This is a genomic window from Sphingomonas sp., from assembly GCF_024508665.1.
In the GTDB taxonomy this organism is placed as follows: domain Bacteria; phylum Pseudomonadota; class Alphaproteobacteria; order Sphingomonadales; family Sphingomonadaceae; genus Sphingomonas.
In genome coordinates, this window is record NZ_JANINP010000006.1 from 467,987 (window position 1) to 492,970 (window position 24,984).

Here is a 24,984-nt window from a genome sequence, read left to right on the forward strand (position 1 = left end):
TGTCACCGGGCCTTGATCATGCATTCTTGCAGCAGCGAATGCGGCAGGCCAGCAGCTTGGTTGCATAGGATAAGATATTGAAAAATATACTATCTGTGGAATCCTCTGAGACAAGTGCGGTGGCGGCATGTGCGGATTTCCGCACATCCATGGAGCAATAGTGCGGGATTTCGCCCTTTCGCTCCGCGCGTTTTGGCGCAGGATTTGGCTGGTCGGCCTTGTCCTGCTGGGGGTCGTCGTCCTGCTGGTCTGGGCGGGTGCGCGCTGGTCGCTGGCCCAGGCCGAGGCAGCGGCCGATGCGACTGCGCGCCAGACCGCACGCACGCACGTCGCCTTGCTGTCGAGCGAACTCCAGAAATTCCGTCTGCTGCCGGTGGTGCTGGTCGAATATCCGGATGTCGCGGCGACCTTGGCGAACGGAAGTGGCCCGGCGCAGTCGCGGCTGGACCGCACGCTGGAGCAACTTGCCCAGCGCACCGACGCTGCCGCCATCTATGTCGTCGATGCGAGCGGCACGACCCGCGCGGCGAGCAATTGGAACAGTCCGGCCAGCTTTGTTGGCCAGAATTACGGATTCCGCCCCTATTTCCGAGACGCCATGGCGAGGGGCGCGTCGGAATTCTTCGCGCTGGGTACGGTCAGCGGCCGGCCGGGCCTGTACCTTGCCCGGCGGGTCGATCGCGTCGGCCGCGCGCTCGGCGTGGTGGTCGTCAAGGTCGAATTCGACGGCGTCGAGGCGGCCTGGACGCGCAATACCGGCATGACGTTCGTGGTCGACGCGCATGGCGTCATCCTGGTGACGGGCGTGCCAGACTGGCGCTTCCACGCGATTCGGCCGATCGACGCGGCGACGATCGCCGACCTCAGGCGCACGCTGCAATTCGGCAACGCCCCGCCCGCGCCTGCGCCGATCGCGTTCGACGGCGCCGGCGCGCTGATCGGCGGCAAGACGCGCTACCGTGTCGCGGTCGAGCCGGCTCCGCTTGGCAGCGGGCGGCTGTTCCATTTGTCGCCGCTCGATCCGCCGCTGGCGGCAGCGCGCAGTCAGGCGCTGTTGCTCGGGCTGGGATTGTTGCTGGTCCTTGCCATCGCCGCAGGTATCTTGATCCGATCGGCGGAGACACGGCGGATACAGGCGCGGGCGCGCACAGCCTTGGAAGAAGAAGTGAAGCGCCGCACTGCCGAATTGAGCGATGCCAATGCGCGGCTGGTGATCGAATCCGAGGAGCGGATCGAAGCCGACCGCCGCTATCGCGAATCGCGCGAGGAATTGGCGCAGGCCAACCGACTCGCTTCGCTGGGTCAGATCACCGCCGGCGTTGCCCATGAAATCAACCAGCCGGTCGCGGCAATCCGCACCTTTGCCGAAAACGGGACGACGTTGATCGATCGCGATGCGCCTGAAAAAGCGCGCGAGAACCTGGCGCGGATCGTCGATCTGACCGCGCGGATCGGCACGATCACCGGCGAGCTGCGCGCCTTTGCGCGGCGCCGCGCGAGTGCGGGCGGAACCGCCCCGCTGGGATCGGTGCTGGACGGCATGTTGCTCCTGCTCGGCGAACGCGCGCGGGGCGTTGTGCGGGTCGAGATCGATCCGAAGCTGCTCGTCACGCCGTTAATCGGCGACCGCACGCGGCTCGAACAGGTCGTCATCAACCTGGTTCAAAATGCGATCGAAGCAGTCGAGGGGCGTTCCGACGGCCGCATAACGATGACCGCTGCGCCGGTTGTCGGGGCGGTCGAGCTGACCGTCGCCGACAACGGCGCGGGTCTCGATCCCGCGGTCGCGGCGAGCCTGTTCACGCCGTTTGCCTCGGCCAAGCCGGAGGGGCTGGGGCTGGGGCTGGCGATCGCGCGCGATATCGCGCGCGAATTCGGCGGCGACATCACCTACCGCCCCGCGCCCGCAGGTGCCATTTTCGTCGCGCGATTGAAGACCGCATGACTGGGCCGGTGATCTTCGTCGAGGATGACGACGCATTGCGGCTGGCGACGGCGCAAGCGCTGGAACTCGCCGGTCTCGAAGTGCTGCCGTTCGCGCGCGCCGATCAGGCCATGGCGGCGATCACGCGGGATTTCGCGGGCGCGATCGTCAGCGATATCCGCATGCCGCACATGGACGGGCTCGAGTTGCTGGCGGCCGTTCGAGCGATCGATGCGGAAATCCCTGTCGTCTTGATCACCGGCCATGGCGACATCGCGATGGCGGTGGGGGCGATGCGGGATGGCGCGGCCGATTTCCTCACCAAGCCGTTCGCGACCGATCATCTGGTCGCCGCAGTCCGGCGCTCCCTCGACCATCGCGCGCTGGTAATGGACAATCGCCGCCTGCGCTTGCTCGCCGAGCAACCCGCCGGCGATCCGCTGATCGGCGACAGTCCCGCGATGCAGCGGCTACGTCAGGTCGTCCGCCAACTCGCCGAGGCCGATATCGACGTGCTGGTCGAAGGCGAGACCGGGACCGGCAAGGAATTGGTCGCGACCTTGCTGCATCGCTGGGGCCGGCGCCGCGCGCGGCCGCTGATGGCGGTCAATTGCGGCGCGCTGTCCGAGGGGCTCGCCGAGATCGAGCTGTTCGGCCACGCGTCCGACAGTGTTCCCCACACACGGCTGTCGCGCGTCGGCCAGATCGCCGCATCGAGCGGCGGCACCTTGCTGCTCGACGAGATCGACAGCATGCCGATGGCGATGCAGGCCCGGCTGTTGCGTGTGCTCGAGGAGCGCGAGGTGCACCCGATCGGTGCCGAGCGGCCCGAACCTGTCGATCTGCGCGTCGTGGCGACGAGCAAGATCGATCTGTCCGCAGCGGTCAAGGCGGGGCAATTCCGTGCCGACCTGCTCTATCGGCTGAGCACCGCGCGCCTTCGCGTGCCTCCATTGCGCGAACGCGGCGATGACATGCTTGTGCTGTTCGCGGTGTTCGCCAAGGATGCCGCCGAGCAATTCGGCCGGCCCGAATGGCGGATGGACGCTGCGACGCGCGGACGGCTGCGCCATCACGACTGGCCGGGCAATGTGCGCGAGTTGCGCAATTTCGCGATCGAAGCGGTCATGGGAGTCGCCGGTGACGCTCCGGCCGGTCGAGTTGCGGTTCGATCGCTGCCGGAACGCGTCGCCGATTACGAAGCGGGCGAAATCCGTGCCGCGCTGGAAGCCAGCCGGGGACGCATTCCACCGGCGCTCAACGCGCTCGGGCTTCCGCGCAAGACGTTGTACGACAAGATGACGAAGTACGGGATCGTGCCGGGCGACTATCGCCGTCGCGATTGACTAGAGCGCGATGACGTGGGTTTGACCCACCGTGACGGAGCGGATTTTGGCGCAGGGCGAGGAACGAGGAGGGAGCGATGTATAATGCATCGTGACCGACGAGAGACACTGCCATGCGCCAAAAGGCGCCCGCCGCTTTGCGGTTGCCCGGGCGCGTCCGCTGGTCTGCGTCGCGGCCCTTGCGCGTAGCGCCGCTACGCGCTGCACACCGCTCCTTGCCAGCGAACACGCCCGGGCAATCACGGCGGGTCAAACCCACGTCATCGCGCTCTAAAACTCACCTGTCGAAGTGCGGTGGCGCCGACACATCCCCCCCGGAATGCCCGGAGCGCGGCCCTATCCTCGCGGATCGGCCAGCAGCTTCCTGTTGCAGCGCCACCGAGGAAGCCCTTAGCGCAGAATCACGTTGCCGCGGTTGAACGCGAAAACCATCGACTGGAACCAGCGTCCCAGATGCTGCCGTTAACGATCTTCCGCATGCTAATATTCCAGCGATGGGCGGCATATCGTTACGATCCCTTGACCTTTGAGCGAGCTTGGGTGATTCGATCCGCGGATCCGCGGCTTCCATCGCCCGATCAATTGAACGGGCGTTTCGAACGGCTAAATTGCCGCCAGACCAGTCAGCTGCCGTCGATAGGTGCTGGGCGAAACCCCATAGCGGGCGCGAAACATACGCGACAGGTGCGACGCGTCGCTGAACCCGTAGTGATCGGCAAGGTCCTGGATCGCGTCGTCGCTGTCCTGCCGGGTCAGCGCTTGATGCACTGCTTCCAGCCGGCGGTTGCGAATATAGGCCTGCACCCCGCCTTCGTCCTCGAACAGGCGATGAAGGCTGGTTCGCGAAAGGTCGAGATCGCGACACAAGCGCTTGATCGTCAAATTGGCCGATCCGAGATGCGCGTCGATCAGCGCGCGTGCGGCGTGGGACGCGGCTGCGCGCCGCACCGCCGGTGCGCTTTCGGGTTCCGCGGTGCGCACCGTCAGGACCAGCAGGTCGAGGATCGCACGCGCGAGCAGCGGAATATCCTCCTCGCAATAAGCGTGCGCCGTATCCAACAACCGCTCCAGATAAGCGATCAATGCCGCGCCGGCGGCGGATCGCACGACCACGCCGTGAAGCGCGGCCACATCGATCCCGCACTCGGTCGCCGCTGGGCGCGTCACCGAAAGCAGGATGGTGCGGCTGGCGCTTGAGTCGTGCTGAGACGGTTGCGACAGATCGACGAAGTGCACACTGCCCGGGCCCGTCCTGAACGGGCGGTCGCCCATCACCCCGGCGGCGCTGCCGGCGAGAGTCATCGCCACCGTCATCCCGCCGGGATCATTCGCCGCGATCAGATCGGGATCGCGCACCCAGCGTTGCGCAGTGAAATCGGCGCGATGCACGATGAGATCGCCGAGCAAGAGCGATACTGCGCTCGCCGCAAACGGCTCATGCGGGGTGGTGCGATAGAGCGTGCCGATGCTCGGCCACGGCCGTTCGACCCAGGCGCTATGGCTGGTGGCGCCCGGATCCGCCGTAAAGTGCCGGAGCCTGAGACGCTGGCTCGATCGCATCGATGCTCCTTATCAGCACTATCGCGTATGGTGTAGTGGAGGGGGGCGCCAAACGGCCGGTCGAGGCCGCTTCGACGGGTCGTTGGCATCCACACCGACTCAACCCTGACGCGACTTTTGCCGGTCAGAACGGCGCAATCAGGAACATCGGCATCAGCTTGGCCGTGATATTGCGCATCGCGTCATCGTCCTGGCCCAGCATGTCCCGCAAATGCGGGCCGATCACCGCGTCGCCGAACGCGCAGACCGCCATCATCAATACAGCCGCGCGAACGCGCGCGTCGGCGCCTTCGTCCACGAACTTGTCACGGAAGGCGACGACCAGCGAGTGCACTGCTTCGCGGATCGGCTCGAGATGGCCGAAATCGCGCGACATCGCGATCCATGCGGCGAGTTGTCCGGCGCCCCCTTGGTCGAAGGCGTCGAACACCCGATTGACCAGCGCGCGTGGCGCCGCGCTGTCGCTGCTCAGCGCCGCGACCGCGTCGTCGATCGCGGCGGTCAGGTCGCGGATCATCGATCCCATCAGCGCCGATTGGAGTCCGGCGGCGGAGCCGAAATGATGCAACACATTGGCATGCGACATGCCGATCTCGCGACCGACATTGGCAAGCGTCACCGCGGCCGGCCCGCCGTCGAGTAGCAGCTTGCGCGCTGCTGCCAGTCCCTCTTCACGCGCCTCGCCGCCTAGCCGCTTGCGGCGGCGCATTCGCACCGGCGTGCCTCCGGCCGGTTCGCTCTTGGCCATCTCTTCATCGCTCCGCTGCCGGTCGATCCAGCTCTTATCGACATGCTTGTAGATATATTCGCGGTCCCGTCATCCCCCGCGGCACAAAACTCTCGAATTTGCGTCAGGCAGACGCACATTTGCGTGCTCCGAAGTCTCATGATATTTACATTGATGTAAATTTGATTCGCGATGGGAGACCAATATGGCCGGGCGTACCCACACACCGTCCGAACTGGCGATCAACAAGAGGGACTGGAAATTCGGCCGGGGCGAAAGCACGCGGCGCTGGTGGCATGGCGGAGACCCTGGCCGCACCGCTTTCTACAATGCGCTGTCCTCGACCTTTCCGGTCGGCGAGAAGTTCTTCATGACCGCGATCCGCCCCTATCGCGATGATACGGCGGAGCCGCTGCGCAGCCAGATCGACGATTTCATGTACCAGGAATCGACGCATTCGCGCGAACACCTATTCTTCAACCGCCAGGCGCGCGAGGCTGGATACGATATCCAGCCGGCGGAGGACCGTGCCGCCCGCACGATCGCCTGGGCGCGCCGCCGACCGCCGATCGTCCAGCTTGCCGCGACATGCGCGCTCGAACATTTCACGGCCGCGATGGCGCATGCTGCGCTGGCGGATCCGGAGCATCTCGGGCCCGCCGACCCGCAGGCGCGCAACATGTGGCGTTGGCATGCCATCGAAGAGATCGAGCACAAGGCGGTAGCCTATGACACGTGGAACCATGCGACGCGCGACATGCCGCGTCTCCGGCGCTGGCTGTTGCGCTCGGTCGTGATGGCGACGGCGAGTGCACGGCTGCATTATGTGCTGTTCCGCAACACCGCGGGCCTATTAGCGCAGGACTGCAGTAACGACTGGCGGACCTGGCTTAGGTTGCTCGGCTATCTCTACCGACGCCCCGGAATGATGCGCGTCGTGCTGGTCAGCATGATCGGCTATTTCCGTCCCGGCTTCCATCCCTGGAAACTCGACGATCGGGCACTCGTGGCGAGTGCGCTCGCCACGCTGGCGCCGCCAGGCGAGGCGGTGGCGGCGTGATGCGCATGGCTCTGCGGGGATTGGGCTTGGTGCTTGGCGGGCTCACGGTGCCGGCCCAAGCGGCCGACATCACCGGCTTATGGTCGACGGGTAGCCAGGACGGCCGCGTCCAGATCTATCGCTGCGGCGCCGCCTATTGCGGCCGCATCGTCGATGCCGCGCCGATCCGCGCCAATCCCGATCAGCGCGACGTGCACAACGCCGACGCCAGGCTGCGGACGCGCCGGCTCAAAGGGCTGGTCGTGATCGCCGAATTCACCGGCGGGCCGACCGAATGGAAAGGCGGCCCGGTTTACGATCCGGAATCGGGTGACGGCGCCGCGACCGGCTATTTGAAGCTGCGCGCCGATGGCAAGCTCGAGCTCAAGGGGTGCGTCGCGATCTTCTGCCGCACCAAGGTCTGGACCCGGGTGCGATAGGAGCAAACGTTCCCTCTCCCGCAGGCGGGAGAGGGCAAATACTTACCAGACGTGGACGCGGTCCTCCGGCGCCAGATACAATTTGTCGCCTGGCTTGACCCCGAACGCGGCGTACCAGGCGTCCATGTTCCGGACGATGCCGTTGACGCGATACTCCTCCGGACTGTGCGGGTTGGACAAGAGCTGCGCACGCAACGCGCCTTCGCGCGCCTTGCCTTGCCAGCTCTGGGCATAGGCGATGAAGAAGCGCTGGTCGCCGGTATAGCCGTCGATCACCGGCGGCTCGCCGTGGCGTGCGACATAGCGACGGTAGGCGGCATAAGCGGCTTCCAGGCCACCGAGATCGCCGAGATTCTCACCCAGCGTCAGCTCGCCCTTGATATGGACGCCGGGGATCGGTTCGTACGCATCAAACTGATCGACCAGCTTTTTGGCATGCGCGGTGTAGCGGTCGGCCGATTCCTTGGTCCACCAGTCGCGGAGCTTGCCGGTAGCGTCGAACTGCCGTCCCTCGTCGTCGAAGCCATGACCCATTTCGTGGCCGATCGTGGCGCCGGTCTCGCCGTAATTGACGGCGGGGTCGGCGGCGGGGTCGAAGAAGGGCGGCTGCAGGATCGCGGCCGGGAAGGTGACCTGGTTGGTCAGCGGATTGTAATAAGCGTTCACTTCCTGGACGTTCATGTCCCACAGCGCGCGGTCGACCGGCTTGCCGAGCCGCGAAAGCTGTAGCTTCCACTGGAAGTCGTCGGCCTGGATCGCATTGGCGAGCGGATCCGTGGGCGACACCGCCATCGCCGAATAATCGATATATTTGACCGGATGGCCGATCCGCGGGTCGAACGACGCCAGTTTGACCAGCGCCTCCTTGCGGGTCGGCTCGTCCATCCATGCCGCGTTCTCGATCTTCTCCCGATAAGCGGCGCGCAGGTCGCCGATCAGCTCGGTCATCTGGCGATCGGTCTCCGCGGTCCAGTGACGCTGCGCGTACATCTCGCCGACCGCCTCGCCGAGATAGTCGTTGAGCAGTCGCACGCCGCGTTTCCATCGCTCCGGCTGCGCCTGCACGTCCTGCAATTTGTGGCCATAAAATTCGAAATGCGCGTCGTCGAACGCCCTGGGGAGATATTGGGCATGATCGCTGATGAAGCGGAAGGTCATCCAGTCCTTCCATGTTGAGAGCGGCGCGGCGGTGATCGCCTTCCCGGCCGCGGCGACCGCGCTCGGCTCGGCAACGATCACGGTCGGCATCTTGGCGAGGCCCAGCTTGGTCAGGACCGGCGTCCAGTCGAATTGCGGGGCGAGCGTGTCGAGGCCCGCGCGATCCATCGGATTGTACGTCTTGACCGGGTCACGCCGCGCCTCGGGCGTCCATTGGTCCTGCGCCAGCCTGGTCTCCAGTGCGATGATCGCATCGGCTTTCGTCGCGCCGCCGGCGATGCCGGCGAGATCGAACATCTGGACGATATAGTCGCGATACGCCTTGCGGAACGCGACATACTTGGCGTCCGGCAGCAGATAATAATCGCGCGACCCGAGCCCGAGCCGCGCCTGGCCGGTGTCGACGGCATATCGGGTCGGATCCTTGGCGTCGGGGCTGACGCCGATATTGATCGGCATGGCATAGCCCGGCTCGGCCATCAGCGCGACCAGCTGGTGGGTGTCCCCGACCGCGGCGATCCGTCCTAGAAAGGGTTTGAGCGGTGCGGCGCCGCGCGCCTCGATCGCGGCGGCGTTCATATAGGCGCCGTAGAAATCGGCGATGCGGCGCATCTTGGGATCGGCCGGATGCGGGCCGGCATCCTCGACCAATTTGCGGACTTCGGCCTCGGCCTCGTCGGGCATATCGTAATTATAGCCGGCGCGTGCCTTGTCGGGCGCGATCGGCGCAGTCTTGAGCCAGGTCCCCTCGGCGTAGCGGAAAAAATCGTCGCCCGGCTTCACCCCCTTGTCCATCGTGGCGTAATCGACGCCCCAGGGCCCGTATTTGGGCTTGGGCGTGCCGGTCTGCGCCAACGCCAGCCCCGACATCCCCAGCAGCAACAGGCCCGCAACCCGCTTGATCGCCATCGCTCCCGACTCCCCCACTCAAACCTTTGGTCGGCGAGTGTGTTGTCAGACTATGGCGGCCGGCAAAAGCAGAATCTTGAGGGGTCAGGCCGCTTCGGCTGCGATCCGGCGCAGTGCCTGTTCGAATGCCTCGGGCGGCTGGCCGCCCGAAATCAGATAGCGGTCGTCGATGACGATCGCCGGTACCGAGTTGATGCCGCGCGATTGCCACAGCCGTTCGGCGTCGCGAACTTCGGCCGTATAGCGGCCCGACGCCAACACCTCGCGCGCCGCGTCGCCGTCTAGTCCAGCGCGCTCCGCCGCTGCGACCAGCACCTCCGGATCGGAGACGTCCAGCCCTTGGGTGAAGTTCGCCTCCAGCAAGGCGTGCTTGAGCGCGGCTTGGTGTCCGCTGCCTTCCGCCCAATGGAGCAGCCGATGCGCGTCGAACGTATTATAAACCCGCCTGCCGTCGATTCCGCCCATGTCGAAGCCGACCGCGGCGGCGCGATCGCGGATCACATTGCGGTTGGCCGCTGCCTGCTCCGCGCTGATCCCATATTTGCGAGTGATGTGCTCGGCCCCGTCCTCGCCTTCGCGCGGCATATCGGGATTGAGCTCGAACGGTTGGAACGTGATGGTCGCGTCGATCAGGTCGCCGGTGCGCGCCAGCGCTTCCTCCAGACCATTCAGCCCCACCGCGCACCACGGGCAAGCGACGTCCGAAACGAAATCGATCTTCATTGGGCGGGGCATGGCTGGTCCTCCATCGGTTGCGACACAGATGGGGAGGACACCCTGCAATGTCATCGTTCGCACTGGCGGTTTACGCGCGCTTAATCGTAACGGGCGCATAGCGAGGCCGATGCTGCATGCCCCCGTCGCCAAGCCGGAGCCTGAAAAGGAGGCGCCCGCGCCGTCTCTTTTCGCGCAAGCGCGATCGGCGGTGATCTGGCGGTCGGGTGCGCAGATCGTCGGCCAGATGATCACCTGGGCGGCGACCTTCCTGGTCATCCGTATCCTCAATCCGCACGATTATGGCCTGTTCGCGATGACCCAGGTCGTGCTCGCAGTGCTCAACATGCTCAACGGTGCCGGGCTCGCCAGTGGCTTGATCCAGAAGCCGGACGCCGACGAGCGCTCGATCCGTCAGCTTTACGGCATGCTGATCGTGCTCAATTTCGGACTGGGTGCGGTGCAGTTCGCGATCGCGCCGCTGGTCGCGGCCTATTTCCACCAGCCGATCGTCGCCGATCTGCTCCGCGTGCAGTCCTTCCTCTACGTCACGACGCCGTTCGTCGCCTTTCCCTATGCGCTGCTCGCCCGGGCGATCGATTTCCGGGTGCAGGCCAAGGTCTATCTGGCCTCGTCGGTGACGGGGGCGCTGGCGGCGCTCGCCGGGGCCTATGCCGGGCTGGGCGTGTGGACTTTGATCCTGGCGCCAGCGGTGCTGTTCAGCACGCGCGCGATCGGCATGACGCGGGCGGCGGGGCACAAATATCGGCCGCTGTTCGATTTCCGCGGCGCGGGCGATCTCGCCAAGTTCGGCGGGCTGATGGCGGCGGGGCAATTCTTCTGGGTGCTGCAGAGCCAGGCCGACGTGTTCATCGCCGGCCGCGTGCTCAATCCGGCGACGCTCGGCCTCTACACCACGGGCCTGTTCCTGACCCAGATCCTGGTGTCCAAGTTCGTGCCAGCGATCAACGACGTCGCTTTCTCGATCTATGCGCGGATGCAGGACGATCGCGCCGCGGTCGCCGACGGCTTCGCGCGCTCGTCGCGGATGGTGATGCTGGTGGCGATGCCCTTTTATGTCGGGCTCGCGGTCACCGCCGAGCCATTGGTGGCGACGGTGCTCGGGCCCAAATGGGTCGCGGCGGCGCCCTTGGTCCAGTTGCTCGCGCTAGCCATGCCGGCGATGACGCTCCAGGTGCTGTTCAGCCCGGCGTGCAGCGCGATGGGGCGCCCCGGCATCAACGTCCATACCGGCGCAATCGGAGCGGTGCTGCTGCCGATAGCGTTCCTCGTCGGGCTGCATTGGGGCGTGACCGGGCTCGCGGCGTCGTGGTTCTTCGCCTATCTGATCTATCTCGCGATCACCGGCTGGCGGGTGATGCCGGTGCTCGGCGTGTCGGCAGGGCAGCTGGCCAAGGCGATCGCACCGACCTTCACCGCCTCGCTGGCGATGGGCGCGGTCGTGCTGGCGGTCGACCACGTCCTGCCGGCAATGGTGGTCCAGGCCCGCCTCGCGATCTTGGTGATCGTTGGTGCGGCGGTTTATGCCGGCTGGCTGTGGCTTCTCTCGAAGGACACGCTGCTCGAGGCGATCTCGATGGCGCGGGGCAAGCCCTATTATCGCGCCGGCGAAGGTCCCGCCCGGGTCACCAGCGCCGCCTGAAAGCCGGGCGCCGGTTCGAACGACGTCATCGCCCACCCCTTTTCGTCGCTGGTGAAGCGCGCTGGCTTGCCCGGTACGATCGACACGGTGAAAGCGTCGAGCGGATAGGATAGGCCGAGGCCGAGTGCCTTCACGTACGCTTCCTTGCGCGTCCAGCAATTGTAGAAGCCGGCGGTCCATTGCTCGGCTGGAAGCGCGATTAGCTCTTCGTACTCCGCGGGCGCGAACAGGCGTTTAGCAACCTTGGGACAAGCGAGCTCGGGGTTGCGCCACTCTATGTCGCAGCCGATCGCCATGCCGCGCGCGGTCGCGATCAGCGCGCGGCCGTTGGAATGCGAGAGATTGAAGCTGAGCTCGGGGGCGTCGAGCAACATCGGCTTGCCGTACCCATCCTCGGCCAGCCTGAGCGCTCCCGGCGCGATGCCGAGGTCGCGGCCGAGCAATTCGCGCAACTGGCCGCGCCGTGCGATGAAGCGGTTGCGGTCGCGATCGTTGCGGAACCGCGTGGCACGCTCGCGTTCGGCGATGTCGAGCCAGGACGCGTACCGCTTCAGCGCCTCGGCATCGACGTCGAGATCGACCAAAGCGATCGTCGCCGCGCCGGGCTTCCGGTCGATCGAGAGCAGTTCCACGCCGGCCTCAGGCGGCGGCCCGATCGGTCCGGCTCGCGCGGTCAAGCGCCTCGTTCAGCCGTGCCGCGAAGGTCGCGACGTTAGGTGGCTCGGCCATCGTGCCATGGGTGCCGGGGATGTCGTACGACTCAAGCGGGCCGACCACGACTTCGGCCCAGCCCGGCCGGCTATCGAGCACCTTCAGCCGCTCCGCCGGCTGGAACAAGGCGACCGCGCCGTCATAGGTGCCGGGGAAATAGCCATAGGCGGCCTGTTCCATCTGCGCGGCGAACACGCGGTAGCGGCCCTCGCGCTCGGCGATCTCGGCGACGCCGACATCCTCCATCAGGCCGCGCGCGCGGTCGAAGGCGTAATCGAGGCGCTTGCCGATCGGCAGGTTGTTCCACACGCCAAGGTGATAGCGCGCCTTGCTCATTCGCATCTGGGTCGCGGTGATCCGCTGGAAGGCGACCGGGTTCATCGAATGACCCAGCGCGAGTAGCGGCACATCCTCGCCCGAAGCGCGCAATTGCCGCGCGACCTCGAACGCCATGATGCCGTTGGTGCACCAGCCGCCGATCAGATACGGCCCCTTAGGGCGCGTTGCGCGGATCACCGCGACGATCTCCGACGCCATCTGCTCGAAGGTCATACAGGGCTTCAGCGTGCGTTCGAGAATGGGCCCGAGCGGCAGGCCGAGGAACGGACGATCGGCGCCCATCGCCTCCGCCAGCGCCATGAAGGTGGGGCCGCCGTCGAGCCACAACAGCGGCAACTCGCTGCCCTTGGGCTGGAGCGGCACCCATTCGCCAAGGTCGGCGCTGGCATCGCCCTCGATCCGCTCGGCGAGCTTGTCGAGCGTCGCCGCCTGGAAGAATTCGGCCATGCCGATGCGGCGGCCCCATTGCTGCTCGATGCGGACGAGCAGGCGCGCGACGAGCAAGGAATGGCCGCCAAGCTCGAAGAAGCTGTCGTCGCGGCTGACCTGGCCGATGCGCAGCAGGTCGCACCAGATCGCGGCGAGCTTTTCCTCGGTCTCGCCCTGCGGTGGCTCGATCTGCCGGGTGCCGGCCCCGCCAGGCTGCGGCAGTGCCTTGCGGTCGACCTTCGCATTGGGCGTCATCGGCAGCGCCGGAAGATGCTCGAAATGCGAGGGGATCATATACTCGGGCAACGTCTTGCCGAGATGCTCGCGCAGTTCGGCGCGGCTCGGCATGTCGTCGCCGCGCGTGACGACATAGGCCGCGAGCGCGCGTTCGCCCGAGGCGTCGGGCCAGCTGCGTACGGCGGCTGCAACCACGTCGGGATGCTCGGCGAGCGCGCCTTCGATCTCCTCGACCGCGACGCGATAGCCGCGGATCTTCTCGTCATTGTCGACGCGGCCTAGGCACAGGATCGTGCCATCGGCCTGGTATTTGGCCAGATCGCCGGTGCGGTACAGCCGTTCGCCGCGGATGGTGACGAAGCGCTCAGCAGTGAGGTCGGGACGACCGCGATAGCCGCAGGCAAGCCCCGCGCCGCCGATGAACAATTCGCCGACCGCGCCGATCGGCGCGGTGTTGCGATATTGGTCGAGGATGTGAATCGTGGTGTTGTCGAGCGGGCGGCCGATCGGCACCGGGCCATCCCCCGGCGTGACGCGCGCGAGCGTCGACCAGATTGTGGTCTCGGTCGGGCCGTAGACGTTCCATATTTCGCCCGAGCGCTGGATCAGGCTCTCGGCGAGGTCGCGCGGCAGCACTTCGCCGCCGCACAGGATACGCAGGCTCGGCGAGCCTTGCCAGCCGGCCTCGATCAGTGCGCGCCAGGTCGCCGGGGTCGCCTGCATGACGCTGGGCTTCGCGGCGACGAACAACTCGTTGAGCTGGCGCGGATCGGCGGTGACGCTCTTCGGCGCGAGGATCAGCTCGCCGCCGCTGATCAGCGGCAGGAACAGTTCGAGCCCGGCGATGTCGAACGAGAGTGTGGTGACTGCGAGCAGCGAATCCTCGGCGGTGAAGCCGGGGTTGTTACGGAACGAATTGAGCAGGTTGATCAGCGCGCCATGGCCGATCTCGACTCCCTTGGGATTGCCGGTCGAGCCCGAGGTGTAGAGCACGTAAGCGAGATCGCCCGGTTGGACGGCGACGGAAGCCGGAGCTGGAGCGCCGTCACGGACGTCGTCGATCAGGATGCGCGGCAGTCCGCAATCGGCGAGGATATGGTCGAGCGACCGCTCGCTGAGCAAGGCCTTCGCGCCGGCATCCTTCGCGATGTACTCGAGCCGTGCGGCGGGGAAATCCGGGTCGAGCGGCAGATAGGCGGCGCCGAGCCGGTGTACCGCCAGCAACGCCGCGACCATGTCGGGCGAGCGGTCGAGGCAGATGCCGACCAGGTCGCCCTGCGCGATCCCGGCCGCGTGAAGCGCCGCGGCGATCGCGTCGGCGCGGGCATCGAGCGTGGTGTAGCTGACGGTGTGATCGCCGAAACGGATCGCGGTGGCGGCGGCCCGCGCCGCGACTTGCGCGCGGATCGCGTCAGGCAGCAAGGCCGGCGCGGGGGCGACCTCGGTCGCGTTCCAGTCGGCCAGCAGCTTGTGGCGTTCGTCCGCGCCGAGCAGCGGCAGATCCTTGAGTGGTAGCGTCGCATCGGCGACCACGCCCTCCAGGATCGTCATGTAATGCCCGATCATCCGCCGCACCGTCGACGGATCGAACAATTCGGTCGAATAGAGGAAGCGGCCGTGCATCCCCTCGTTCTGCCGTTCGTCGAGTTCGAGATAGAGGTCGAACTTGGCGCCGCCGACCACGACGTCCATCTGGGTCAGGTCCCAACCGTCCGGAAAAGGATCGACCGGCGGCTCGATCGAGAACAGACAGTTGAACAAGGGATGGGTGCCCGGCTGGCGCTTGACGTCGAGCGCGCGGACGACCTCGTCGAACGGCGCTTCGCTGGAGGCGAGCGCGCCGAGCACCGAATCGCGGACCTCGATCAGGAAATCGCTGAACCGCGTCTCGCCCCTGGGCTTGGCGCGCAACGAGATCGTGTTGAGGAAATAGCCGACGACATTCTCGAGCTCGGGGCGGCGGCGCAAGTCGGTGACGCCGCCGACGATGATATCCTCCTCGCCCGAATAGAGGTGGAGCTGCGCGTGATAGGCAGCCAGCAGAGTCATGTAGAGCGTGACGCCATGGCGCCGCCCGACCTGCTTCAGATTCTCGATCAGGTCGTTGGGAATCTCGAACACTTCCATCGACCCGGCATGGGTCGGGCGCGCCGGCTTGGTACGGTCGCCGACCAGTTCGAGCTTGGGTGGCGCGTCGGCCAGCGTCTTGCGCCAATAGTCAATCTGCTTCTGGATCGGCGCGCTCTTGAGGTGTTCTTGCTGCCAGATGGCGTAATCGCCGTACTGCAGCGCGGGCATCGGCAGCGGCGAGGGCGCGCCGCGCGCAAAGGCATCGTACAGCTTGGCCAGTTCGGGCACGATGACGCGATAGATCGCGACCCCATCGAAGATGATATGGTGGAGCGTGAAATAGAGCCGGTGATTGTCTTCAGCGAGCTTGACGATCCGCGCGCGGAACAAAGGCGCGTCGGAGAGGTCGATCGCGCGGCGGGCGTCCTCCTGACCGATTGCCAAGGCGGCGGCGTCGCGCTCGGCTTCGGGCAGATGGCTGACGTCGTCATAGGGCAGCAGGATGTCCTGGTGCTCGCGGACACGCTGGACAAGGACGCCATTCTCTTCGACGAACGCAGTGCGCCAGGCCTCGTGGCGGCGCAGGATTTCGTTGACGCTGCGCTCCATCGCGCTGCGGTCGAAGCTGCCGAAACGATGGATCGTGATCGATTCGTTATAGAGCGGCATGTCCGGCGCCATGATGGCGTGGAGCCACACCTGGCGCTGGTCGGCCGAGAGCGGGATTTCGGCACCGGGCGGGCGCTTCTCGATCGCTTGTGGCTTGGCGGCGGCAACCCCGCCGCCGCGCATCATCTTTTCGAGCAGCGCCCGCTTCGAGGCGGACAGGTCGACATGCGCGTTCACCGGGATCAGGCCTCGACAGGACGGAAAGCGAGCGGGAGGGCGGACAGGCCACGCAGCCCCGAATTGGTCCGCCATTCAAGTGTGCTCTCGGGCACCGCGACGCGAATGTCCTGCATGCGAGCGAGCAACGCGAGATAAGATATCCGCGCTTCCATGCGCGCCAACGCCGCGCCGAAACAGAAATGCGCCGCCCAGCCAAAGGCGAGATGGCGGTTATCGGTGCGGGTGAGGTCGAGCTCGTCAGGATTGGGGAAGCGCTCGGGGTCGCGATTGCCGGCAGCCATTACCGCCATCACCGCTTCGCCCTTCTTCATCAGCTTGCCGCCGATCTCCGTGTCCTGCTTGACGATGCGCGCGGTGTGCTGGCTCGGCGTCTCGTAGCGGAGCAATTCCTCGACCGCGCTTTCGATGATCTCGGGATGCGCGCGCAATTGCGCCATCTTGTCGGGCTGGCGGGTGAGCGTCAGGATTCCGTTGCCGATCAAATTGGTGGTGGTCTCCTGCCCGCCGACCATCGTCACGATGGTGTTGGCGATGACCTCATCCTCGGACAGACGCTGGCCGTCGACCTCGGCGTCCATCAGCGATCGGATCAGCCCGTCATGCGGGTTGCGTTCCTGTTCGCGCACCGCGTCGCGGAAATAGCCGGTCATGTCGGCGACGCACTTGAGCACGTCGCGGATGCGGTCGGGGTTGTGCTGGAAGTTGCCGAGCATCTCGGCGAAGGTCGCCGACCAGGATTTGAGCTGGCGATGATCCTCCAGCGGCACGCCGAGCAGGCCGGCGGTGACGATCGCCGGGAAGGGTTCGGCGAAATCGGCGATCAATTCGCACTCGCCGCCCTGCACCGCGTCGTCGATCAGGCCATGCGCGATCTCGCGGACCTTGTCCTCCATCGCCTCGACCCGGCGCGGCGTGAAGGCGCTCATGCAGAGCTTGCGCAGGCGGGTATGGTCGGGCGCGTCGAGGAACAGCATCTGGCGCGCCATCAGATCGGCGACCGGGCCGAGCGAGGGCAGGCCGAGCGCTTCCATCTTCTTCGGATCGGGCGTGCGGTCGGCGCTGAATTCCTTCAGCACGAAATGCACGTCCTCGTACCGCGTCACGACCCACGTGTGCATGAACGGATCCCACGTCACCGGCGCTTCCTCGCGGAGACGGCGGTAGAAGGGGAAAGGATCGGCGTGGACCTTCGGGTCGAGCAGCTGGAACAAGCTGAGGCTCGGGTCGAACGGCTGGGCCGCTGCGGCGATGGGCGAATGCTCGGTCATGTCTTCGGCTCTCCGTTCGGGCCGGTTATTGCTGGGCGCGGTGAGCGGCCTCGTCGTCGTCCATCGCCGCGATCATCGCGAAGACGATCTCCTCGATCCGCGCGGCGAGCTGGCGAATGGTCGGCGCCTGGAACAGGTCGCGCAGCGTCAGGTCGATGCCGAACGCCTCACCCGCGCGCAGCACCACCTGGGTGCCGAGCAGCGAGTGGCCGCCGAGCAGGAAGAAATTGTCGTCGACGCCGACATTGCCGCGCCCGAGCACCTCGGTGAGAATCTCCGCGAGCCTCTCCTCCGCCGGCGTCTCGGGCGCCGCGAAGCCTGCCGTGGCGAGCGCGTTGGCGTCGCTCGGTTCGGGAAGCGCGCGCTTGTCGAGCTTGCCGTTCGGCGTCAGCGGCAGTGCGTCGATGCGGACGAACGCGCTGGGGATCATATATTCGGGCAGCGTCTTGCCGAGGAATTCGCGCAGCTCTTCGGCCGACAATGCATCCTTTTCGACGACATAGGCGACCAGCATGTCGCCGCCGTCCGGCGACGGCGCCGCGATCACCGCGCCCGAGCGGACCCCCGGATGGGTACGCAGGACGCTGGCGGTTTCCTCGGGCTCGACGCGATGGCCGCGCACCTTGGCCTGGTCGTCGACGCGGCCATGGAACGTGATCTGGCCGTCGGGACGCCACGCGGCGCGGTCGCCGGTGCGGTAGAAGCGTTCGCCGTCGATCGTGACGAAAGCTGCGGCGGTGAGATCGGGTTGATGGCGATAGCCTCGGGCGACTTGCGGACCGCCGATGAAGATCTCGCCCTGCGCATCGCCGGTAACAGGATTTAGGTCGGCATCGAGAATGCGGATCGTCGTGCCCTTGATCGGATAGCCGATCGCGGGAAGTCCGGTCTCCTCGTTACCCGGCGGCACGATCGCTGAGGTAGCGACGACGGTGCATTCGGTCGGGCCGTAATTGTTGACCAGAGCGAACGGCAGGCCGGGACGCGGACGGCCGAGCAGGCGGTCGGCGCCGGTCAGGATGTAGCGCAGCCGCGTGCCAGTCGCCCAATCGTCGCGGACCAGATCCTGGGCCAGCGCTGTAGGGACGAAGGCGACGGTGACGCCCTGAACGATCAGCCAGGCGCGCAGCCGCTCGTCCGAGGTGCGGACGTCGTCGGTCGCCAGCACGACCGAGGCGCCGGCGCAGAGATACGGCCAGACTTCCCAGACCGAGGCGTCGAAGCCGAGGCCGGCGAGATGGCTGCCGCGATCGTCGGCGGTGATGCCGAACGCCTCGTTGTGCCAGGCGATCAGCCAGGAGAGATTGGCGTGGGTGACTTCCACGCCCTTGGGCTTGCCGGTCGTGCCGGAGGTATAGATCACATAGGCCAAGGCATCGGGATCGTTGGGCGTCGCCGCGAGTGGTTCGGCATTGGCCAGTTCAGGGGCTTGCCAGTCGAGCGTGACGATGGGGGTCGGGCTGTTGGGCACGCGCTTTGCGGTGTCTTCGCGACCGATGACCAAGGCGCAGGCAGCTTCCGCGACGATCGTCTGCAGGCGGCCATCAGGCCAGCTGGGGTCGAGCGGGAGATAGGCGGCACCCGCTTTCCACGCGCCGAGCACGACGGCCAATTGGTCGAACGAGCGCTCCAGGCACACGCCGACGAGCGATTCGCGGCCGACGCCTAGCGAGGTCAGCCAGGCGGCGACGCGGCTCGCCTGGGCATCGAGCTCGGCATAATTGAGCGTGCCGCAGGGCGCGACGAGCGCGGTCGCCTTGGGATGGCGCTTGGCAACCTCGGCGACGACATGAGGCGTCGAGAATGGCGGCGCGACGAAAGCGGTGGCGCGAGTTGCCGGAGATTCGCCGCCCTGCGACGAATGGAGCGATGCGGTGTGCTGACTAGCCATAGGCTCGCGCTTAACCGACCAGTCGTTTTGAAACATTTAAAGCGGCGGAAACCGTCTCGTGCCCGACCAGCAACGGTCGACCGACGCCGAGTGGTAAAGGCCGCGTTCAGCACCGTCGCTCAGCGGATCGAAACGCGTCACGGACAATATTCCCCTTATGGGGGAGGGCCTTCACAACCGCGATGTCGCGTGGGCATTACCCCCGCCGCGCGTCGACAAGCCCCGGGTTTCGGGAATCGACCTGTTTCGCGGCGCGCTGGTCATTCTGGTCATTCTCGGCCATTTCGCCGAATTGACCCAGCGCCATCATTTCCTGACCTGGTTCGGGGTCGGCTTTCGGATGCCGCTGTTCATCGGTCTGAGCGGATATCTGTTCAACCTCGAACAGGCGCGCAGCCTGTCGTCGGCGGGGCTGCTGCGGAAATATTACGATCGCATGGTGCTCCCTTGGCTCGCCGCTTGCGCGGTGGCGGTGGTGATCACCGGATCGATCGCATGGTTTTCGCCGTTCTTTGCAGTGATCCGCCCGCCTTATCATTTGTGGTTCGTTCCGGTGATCCTGGCCTTCATGTTCGCGGCGAAGCTGTGTCGTCTTGGTCCGGCGACGATGCTGGCGATCGCCATACCGAGCAGCATTGGTGCGATGTACGTATTCGGCGTCGGACACGATGTCTGGCAATTCGGCGCATGGGGCCCCGACCGGCGCTATTTCATCTATCCGATCTATTTCGCGCTGGGGATGTGGATCGCGCGCCGCCCCCCACCGACGCAGGAACATCTGCTGCTGCTGGTCGCGTTCGCCGGGCTGTTATGGTGGTCGCGTCTGTACGACCATCCCTCGACCGCGGCCGAGGCGGCCGCCGAACTATTGCTGTGCGTCCCGTTGATTGCGTTATTTCCCTGGCTTAGGCGGATAACCTTCGACATTGCGCTGATCAGCGCGATCGGGCGGGACAGCCTGTTCTTCTATCTTTGGCATCCGCTGGTGTTCGCCTTGTGGTGCGCCTGGGGATTTTCAGGCGCGCCGCTGCTGGCATTGGCGGCCGGTACGACGTTAGCGGCGTGGGCGGCGATCGCGCGCCTGCCCAATTTGTCGGGTGTGCTGGGCGTGCGGCCGGTCGCCGCGCCGGCCGATGCCGCCGCGACCAGAATGCCCGACGCCGCATCGCCCGAAGGTGCGGCATGAGCATGGCGTTCAGACTGTGCCGTACCGGCATGATGACCATTGCCTGGATCATGGTGCTGCCGTGCCTGCTCATCCTGATCGGCGCGGTCGTGCCGGTCATTCCGTGGTTTCGCATCTACGCGTTGGGCGTTGTGCCGAACCACACGTCGTGGCTGTTCCTGTGGGGGATCGTCGCGCTGTTGATCGGGTTGCTGGCGAATTCGCTGTTCAAGTCCCGGGCTGCTATCGCCCTTGTCGCAACCGCAGTGGTCACCATTCTCGCGACGACCTTGGTGATGCTCCATTTGCTCTATGTCGCGCAGGTCAATGGCGCGCGTATCAACGTGGTCCGGGCGCTCGAATTGCGCGAAGTACGCGACGGCGCTCGTCCCGACGAAAGCCGTGTCTATTCGCGGCCCGGTGGCGAAGACCTCTGGCTCGATATCTATCACCCCGCGCAAAGCCGGCCTGGCGCGTTGAGTCCGGTGCTGATCGCCGTTCATGGCGGCGGCTTCTTTCAGGGCAGCCGCTCGTCCGGCGCCGCGAACCAGCGTTGGTTCGCCGACCATGGCTGGACAGTGATCAGCATCGACTATCGGCTGGCCAGGGATGATCGGCCAACCTGGAATCTGGCCACGCGCGACGTGCAATGCGCGCTCGCATGGACCGCCGCCAATGCGGCGGCGATGCATATCGACCTCGATCGCGTAACTCTGAGCGGCGGATCGGCCGGGGGAAGCCTGGCGATGGCCGCCGCATATCTGGCCAATGCCAAGCGCGCGGACCCGGAATGCGGCCCCGCCATTCCGCATATCGCAGCCGTGGTCGCCAAGGCGCCGCTGATCGACGTCATCGGATCGTGGTATTATTCGAGCGAATTGCGCGACGAGCAGCGCTCGTACCTGACGCGCTATATCGGCGGATCGCCGCGCGATTATCCCGAGCGTTATGCCGCGATCGACTTGCGCCAGTTTCAGTTCCCCAGCAATCCGCCGACCCTGATCCTAGGCGGCGCCTCCGATCCCTTGCTGTCGCCGGAAGCGGGGTCGGATTTCGTGCGTAGGGCGAATGCCGCGGGGCTCGTGGTCGACCAGATCCTGTTCCCCTATTCGGGGCATGATTTCAATACGACCTATAACAGCATCACCAACCAGGCGATGCGGCAGATTATCGCGCAATTCATCGTCGACCATGGAGCGGGGCCGAAACTGCCCGAGCTGACCTTCGCCGATTGACGCCGCGCTTCATCCCGGTTCGGCCGGGCCACTTCCGCACGCGGGAAAATGCGACCGATCGTCCTCAGTCGGCTGGTTTGAACCGGTCGGGGTGCGCCGCCGCGACCGCGTCGATGGAGGTCAACCGAGAATCGATCACCACCAGCCGGGGGAAGGCGTCGAGTGGCGTGTCTAGCCGCCGGGCGTTGTACATCTGGGGCACCAGGCAGACGTCGGACAAATCGGGCGCGGCTCCGCCCAGAAAATCGCCGTCGCCCGCCATGGTTTCCAGCGCAGTGAACCCCTGCATGATCCAATGGCGGTACCAATCGTCGCGTGCCGCCTGGTCGACACCCATCTCGCTCAGCCGGCGCAGCACGCGCAGATTGTCTACCGGATGGATGTCGGCGGCGATCACCAGGGCACGCTGCAAAGTCATGGCGCGGGCGAGCGCGTCGGCGGGGATCAGTCGAGGATCGGGAAAACGCGCATCGAGATAGTCGATGATCGCCAGGCTCTGGATCAGAACATGGCCGTCGATCTCCATCGTGGGAACAAGTCCTTGCGGATTGATCCCGAGATTTTCGGGCGCAAGCTGCTCGCGCTTGAGCAGATTGACGTCGTGGCGCTCATACGCGACCTGCTTCATCGCCAGCGCGATGCGGACGCGATAACTTGCCGACGAGCGCCAATAATCGTGCAGCCGGATCGTCACAACATGCCCATGCCGGCGGCAGCGGCTTCGGCGTCCTCTTCGGCAGTGCGTTCCGAATTGCGCTCCAGCGCGACCTTGATCATCGCCGTGAGCGGGTCGGCGAGCGCCAGGCCGAGCACACCGAAGAGGGTCGAAGCGAGGATCTGCATCGACAGGGTCAGCGCCGGGGGCAGATCGACCGTGCGCCGCGCGACCAATGGAATCACGACCCAGCCGTCGAACGTCTGGACGACGAAATAGATCGCGATCGCGGTCAGTCCCTTGTCCATCCCCGCACTGAACCCGACCGACACCATCAGCACGCCGCTGACGAAGGCGCCGATATTGGGAATGAAGGCAAGCATGCCGGTGATGATGCCGAGCACCAGCGCCATCGGGATGTCGAACAGGCTGAGCGCGATCCACGTCACCAGGCCTTCGAACGCCATGCCCGCCAGCCGCCCGGCCAACAGGCGGCGGAGTTGCTTCGCCATCCGCCCCAGCGTGATGGAGAATTCGGCGCGATAATCGCTCGGCACCATCCATTGCAGTCCGCGATCGTAGATCCTGGGTTCCATCGCGACGAACAGGCCGATCACCATGATCATGAACAAGGTGGTGACCGCGCCAAGCGCGGTACCGATCCAGCTGGTCAGCTTGCCGACCGACCCCAATGCCTGTTGCGCCAGACCCTTGAGGTCGTCGGCGCCCGGCAGGATGCCCTGAGCGGCCGCCCATTGCGACAGGCGGTCGGCCTGGATTTCGAGCGTTGCCTGGAGCTGTTGGAACTGGATGACCACGCCGGCGCCGGTCTTGTAAAAAACGGTTCCGATGAAAGCGATCGTCAGGACCACGACGATCAACAATCGCCAGCCGCGCGGGATCGGCAGGACGCGTCCCAACAACCGGACGCCGCCGTCGAGCATCGAGGCGAATACCAGTCCCGCCAGGATGATCAGGATCGGTTGGATCAGGATCACGACCAGCGCCATCGTCGCGGCGAGTCCCAACCAGACGGCCGCGCGCTTCAGCTCGCGGCGCATCTCGGGATCGCGCATCTCGTTGGGGCTGGGCTCGGCGACCAGCATGGAGGTGTCGTCGGCCACTATTTATCCCGCGCCGGGTGGAGCGAGGTGCCCGCGCGGCCGCCCCGCAGGCTGCCCCACCAGGTCAGCGGGTTCCAGGTCGCGCTGCCGTTCTTCGAAAAGGTGATGAACTCGGCGCGGCCGCCGATATATTCCCACGGCACCGGACCCCCGAGCCCCCCTTGGTCGAGCGCGATGCGGCTGTCGGCGGAGCGCTCGCGATTGTCGCCCATCAGGAAGACGTGATTGGCCGGGACCGTGATCGGACCGTAATTGTCGCCTTCATAGTAATTCGGCTCACTGCCCGGTGTGTCGCGACTGAGGTCGACGGTTTCGAAGCTGCGCCCGTTGGGCAGAGTCTCGCGGACCAGCGGCAATCGGCAGAAATGTTTGTTCGGCGGACCCTGTAGCCCGCCGGGAATATCGCAGGTCGTGCCATATTCCTGGCCAGTCAACGCGACGCCGCCATAATCGGGCAGATCGACATAATGGACCGGGCCGCGCTTCACCGGCACGTTGTTGATCAGGACGACGCCATTGCGCACCTCGATCCGGTCTCCCGGCAAGCCGATCACGCGCTTGATATAATCGGTGTTGCGTCCCGGCGGCGTGACGATGACGACATCGCCGCGCTCGGGCAACCGGCCGAACAGCCGGCCGCGGATGAAGGGCAATTGCACGCCCCAGCTTTCCTGCGGCTTGTGCTCGACCAGGTCGCGCCACATCGCAGCGGGATTGGGTAAAGTGGGCGAGATGAACGACCAGCCATAAGCATATTTGGCGACGACCAGCTGATCGCCGACCTCCAACCCGGGCAGCATCGATTCGGATGGGATGTAGAATGGCTTGGCGATGAAGCTGTGGAAGCCTAGCACGGCCAGGATCAACCAGAAGATGCCGGCAATCTCTTTCCAGACGGCGCGCGCGCGCGTGCGCCATTTGTCGGCGGTAGCAGGGGCCGCGGGTTCCACCGGAGCCGCCGCGGGCTCGAATTCTCCGTCGTTCAACGCCAACTCGTCACTCATTCACCGATTCCGATATCCATTGCCGGCCCGATAGCATCATTCGGCGCGGGCCGCGCCTCGATCACCACGAATGCCTGCGCCCAAGGATGATCGTCGGTGAGTGTTACATGTATATAAGACACGTGACCAGCCGGCGTGATCGCGTCGAGCCGGGCCTTGGCGCCACCGCTCAGCGCGAGGGTCGGCGCGCCCGATCGCGCGTTGACCACGCCGATATCCTTCATGAACACGCCGGCCTTGAACCCGGTGCCGACCGCTTTGGAAAAGGCCTCCTTGGCGGCGAAGCGCTTGGCCAGCGTACCCGCCTTGGTGAACGGCCGGCGATTCGCCTTGGCGCGCTCGATGTCGGTGAAGACGCGATTCTCGAACCGCTCGCCGAAACGATCGAGCGAATTCTGGATCCGCTCGATATTGCAGAGGTCCGAGCCCATGCCGATGATCAAATTCCCTCTCCCGTTGGGAGAGGGAGGGAGCGCCGAAGGCGCGGAAGGGTGAGGGTCGAGGCGAGTTGCTCTACTCGGCCCTCA

19 protein-coding genes are annotated in these 24,984 nt (G+C 65.8%); 7 read left to right on the forward strand and 12 right to left on the reverse strand.

The window, feature by feature from the left end; all coding sequences use genetic code 11:
• Window positions 1–160: 160 nt before the first annotated feature.
• The gene (locus tag Q0L25_RS11155) at window positions 161–1,945 is read left to right on the forward strand and encodes an ATP-binding protein (protein WP_296614233.1); all 1,785 of its coding nucleotides are present in this window, start codon (window positions 161–163) and stop codon (window positions 1,943–1,945) included.
• A complete protein-coding gene (locus Q0L25_RS11160; protein ID WP_296614235.1) occupies window positions 1,942–3,270 on the forward strand; it encodes a sigma-54 dependent transcriptional regulator in 1,329 nt (442 codons plus the stop codon). Before Q0L25_RS11155 ends, Q0L25_RS11160 begins: the two co-directional genes overlap by 4 nt.
• Before the next feature lie 603 nt (window positions 3,271–3,873).
• On the opposite strand, the gene Q0L25_RS11165 is transcribed toward Q0L25_RS11160, so the two are convergent.
• Together Q0L25_RS11165 and Q0L25_RS11170 are read right to left on the reverse strand one after the other, a co-directional pair.
• A complete protein-coding gene (locus Q0L25_RS11165) occupies window positions 3,874–4,830 on the reverse strand; it encodes an AraC family transcriptional regulator (protein ID WP_296614236.1) in 957 nt (318 codons plus the stop codon).
• A 124-nt stretch (window positions 4,831–4,954) separates the two neighbouring features.
• Complete coding sequence (locus Q0L25_RS11170) at window positions 4,955–5,578, reverse strand: TetR/AcrR family transcriptional regulator (RefSeq protein ID WP_296614238.1); 624 nt, start codon at window positions 5,576–5,578, stop codon at window positions 4,955–4,957.
• A 184-nt stretch (window positions 5,579–5,762) separates the two neighbouring features.
• On the opposite strand from Q0L25_RS11170, the gene Q0L25_RS11175 reads away from it, so the two are divergent.
• A complete protein-coding gene (locus tag Q0L25_RS11175) occupies window positions 5,763–6,617 on the forward strand; it encodes a metal-dependent hydrolase (RefSeq protein WP_296614241.1) in 855 nt (284 codons plus the stop codon).
• Window positions 6,617–7,036, forward strand: coding sequence for a DUF2147 domain-containing protein (locus Q0L25_RS11180; RefSeq protein ID WP_296615682.1), 420 nt, complete (start codon window positions 6,617–6,619; stop codon window positions 7,034–7,036). The genes Q0L25_RS11175 and Q0L25_RS11180 overlap by 1 nt, the downstream gene beginning before the upstream one ends.
• Window positions 7,037–7,078: 42 nt before the next feature.
• Here the strand turns inward: Q0L25_RS11180 and Q0L25_RS11185 are convergent, their stop codons facing one another.
• Window positions 7,079–9,103: a M13 family metallopeptidase gene (locus Q0L25_RS11185; RefSeq protein WP_296614242.1), complete on the reverse strand. Its 2,025-nt coding sequence runs from the start codon at window positions 9,101–9,103 to the stop codon at window positions 7,079–7,081.
• Between the two features lie 84 nt (window positions 9,104–9,187).
• Complete coding sequence (locus Q0L25_RS11190) at window positions 9,188–9,838, reverse strand: DsbA family oxidoreductase (RefSeq protein ID WP_296614244.1); 651 nt, start codon at window positions 9,836–9,838, stop codon at window positions 9,188–9,190.
• 109 nt (window positions 9,839–9,947) lie between these two features.
• Between Q0L25_RS11190 and Q0L25_RS11195 the strand changes: the two genes are divergently transcribed.
• Window positions 9,948–11,480: a lipopolysaccharide biosynthesis protein gene (locus Q0L25_RS11195; RefSeq protein WP_296614245.1), complete on the forward strand. Its 1,533-nt coding sequence runs from the start codon at window positions 9,948–9,950 to the stop codon at window positions 11,478–11,480.
• Here Q0L25_RS11195 and Q0L25_RS11200 read toward each other — a convergent pair.
• From Q0L25_RS11200 to Q0L25_RS11215, 4 genes are read right to left on the reverse strand one after another with little or no spacing between them, the layout of a single operon-like run.
• On the reverse strand, window positions 11,435–12,157 hold the full coding sequence (locus Q0L25_RS11200; protein WP_296614247.1) for a 4'-phosphopantetheinyl transferase superfamily protein: 723 nt from the start codon (window positions 12,155–12,157) through the stop codon (window positions 11,435–11,437). The genes Q0L25_RS11195 and Q0L25_RS11200 overlap by 46 nt on opposite strands.
• Entirely contained in the window at window positions 12,120–16,112 is a 3,993-nt protein-coding gene (locus Q0L25_RS11205) for an amino acid adenylation domain-containing protein (RefSeq protein ID WP_296614249.1), read from the reverse strand. The genes Q0L25_RS11200 and Q0L25_RS11205 overlap by 38 nt, the downstream gene beginning before the upstream one ends.
• A 5-nt stretch (window positions 16,113–16,117) precedes the next feature.
• Complete coding sequence (locus Q0L25_RS11210; protein ID WP_296614251.1) at window positions 16,118–17,383, reverse strand: cytochrome P450; 1,266 nt, start codon at window positions 17,381–17,383, stop codon at window positions 16,118–16,120.
• A gap of 25 nt (window positions 17,384–17,408) precedes the next feature.
• On the reverse strand, window positions 17,409–19,274 hold the full coding sequence (locus Q0L25_RS11215) for an amino acid adenylation domain-containing protein (RefSeq protein ID WP_296614252.1): 1,866 nt from the start codon (window positions 19,272–19,274) through the stop codon (window positions 17,409–17,411).
• Between the two features lie 157 nt (window positions 19,275–19,431).
• On the opposite strand from Q0L25_RS11215, the gene Q0L25_RS11220 reads away from it, so the two are divergent.
• Window positions 19,432–20,460, forward strand: coding sequence for an acyltransferase (locus Q0L25_RS11220; RefSeq protein WP_296614254.1), 1,029 nt, complete (start codon window positions 19,432–19,434; stop codon window positions 20,458–20,460).
• Between the two features lie 2 nt (window positions 20,461–20,462).
• Window positions 20,463–21,674, forward strand: a complete 1,212-nt coding sequence (locus Q0L25_RS11225; protein WP_296614255.1) for an alpha/beta hydrolase — start codon at window positions 20,463–20,465, stop codon at window positions 21,672–21,674.
• A 64-nt stretch (window positions 21,675–21,738) separates the two neighbouring features.
• On the opposite strand, the gene maiA is transcribed toward Q0L25_RS11225, so the two are convergent.
• Genes maiA through acpS form a run of 4 tightly spaced genes read right to left on the reverse strand, consistent with a single transcriptional unit; the run spans window position 21,739 to window position 24,900 of the window.
• Window positions 21,739–22,368, reverse strand: coding sequence for a maleylacetoacetate isomerase (maiA, locus tag Q0L25_RS11230; protein WP_296614257.1), 630 nt, complete (start codon window positions 22,366–22,368; stop codon window positions 21,739–21,741).
• Window positions 22,365–23,435: an AI-2E family transporter gene (locus tag Q0L25_RS11235; RefSeq protein ID WP_296615684.1), complete on the reverse strand. Its 1,071-nt coding sequence runs from the start codon at window positions 23,433–23,435 to the stop codon at window positions 22,365–22,367. The genes maiA and Q0L25_RS11235 overlap by 4 nt, the downstream gene beginning before the upstream one ends.
• 17 nt (window positions 23,436–23,452) lie before the next feature.
• On the reverse strand, window positions 23,453–24,457 hold the full coding sequence (gene lepB / locus Q0L25_RS11240) for a signal peptidase I (protein ID WP_296614258.1): 1,005 nt from the start codon (window positions 24,455–24,457) through the stop codon (window positions 23,453–23,455).
• The gene (gene acpS, locus Q0L25_RS11245; RefSeq protein WP_296614260.1) at window positions 24,454–24,900 is read right to left on the reverse strand and encodes a holo-ACP synthase; all 447 of its coding nucleotides are present in this window, start codon (window positions 24,898–24,900) and stop codon (window positions 24,454–24,456) included. Before acpS ends, lepB begins: the two co-directional genes overlap by 4 nt.
• Between the last annotated feature and the right edge of the window lie 84 nt (window positions 24,901–24,984).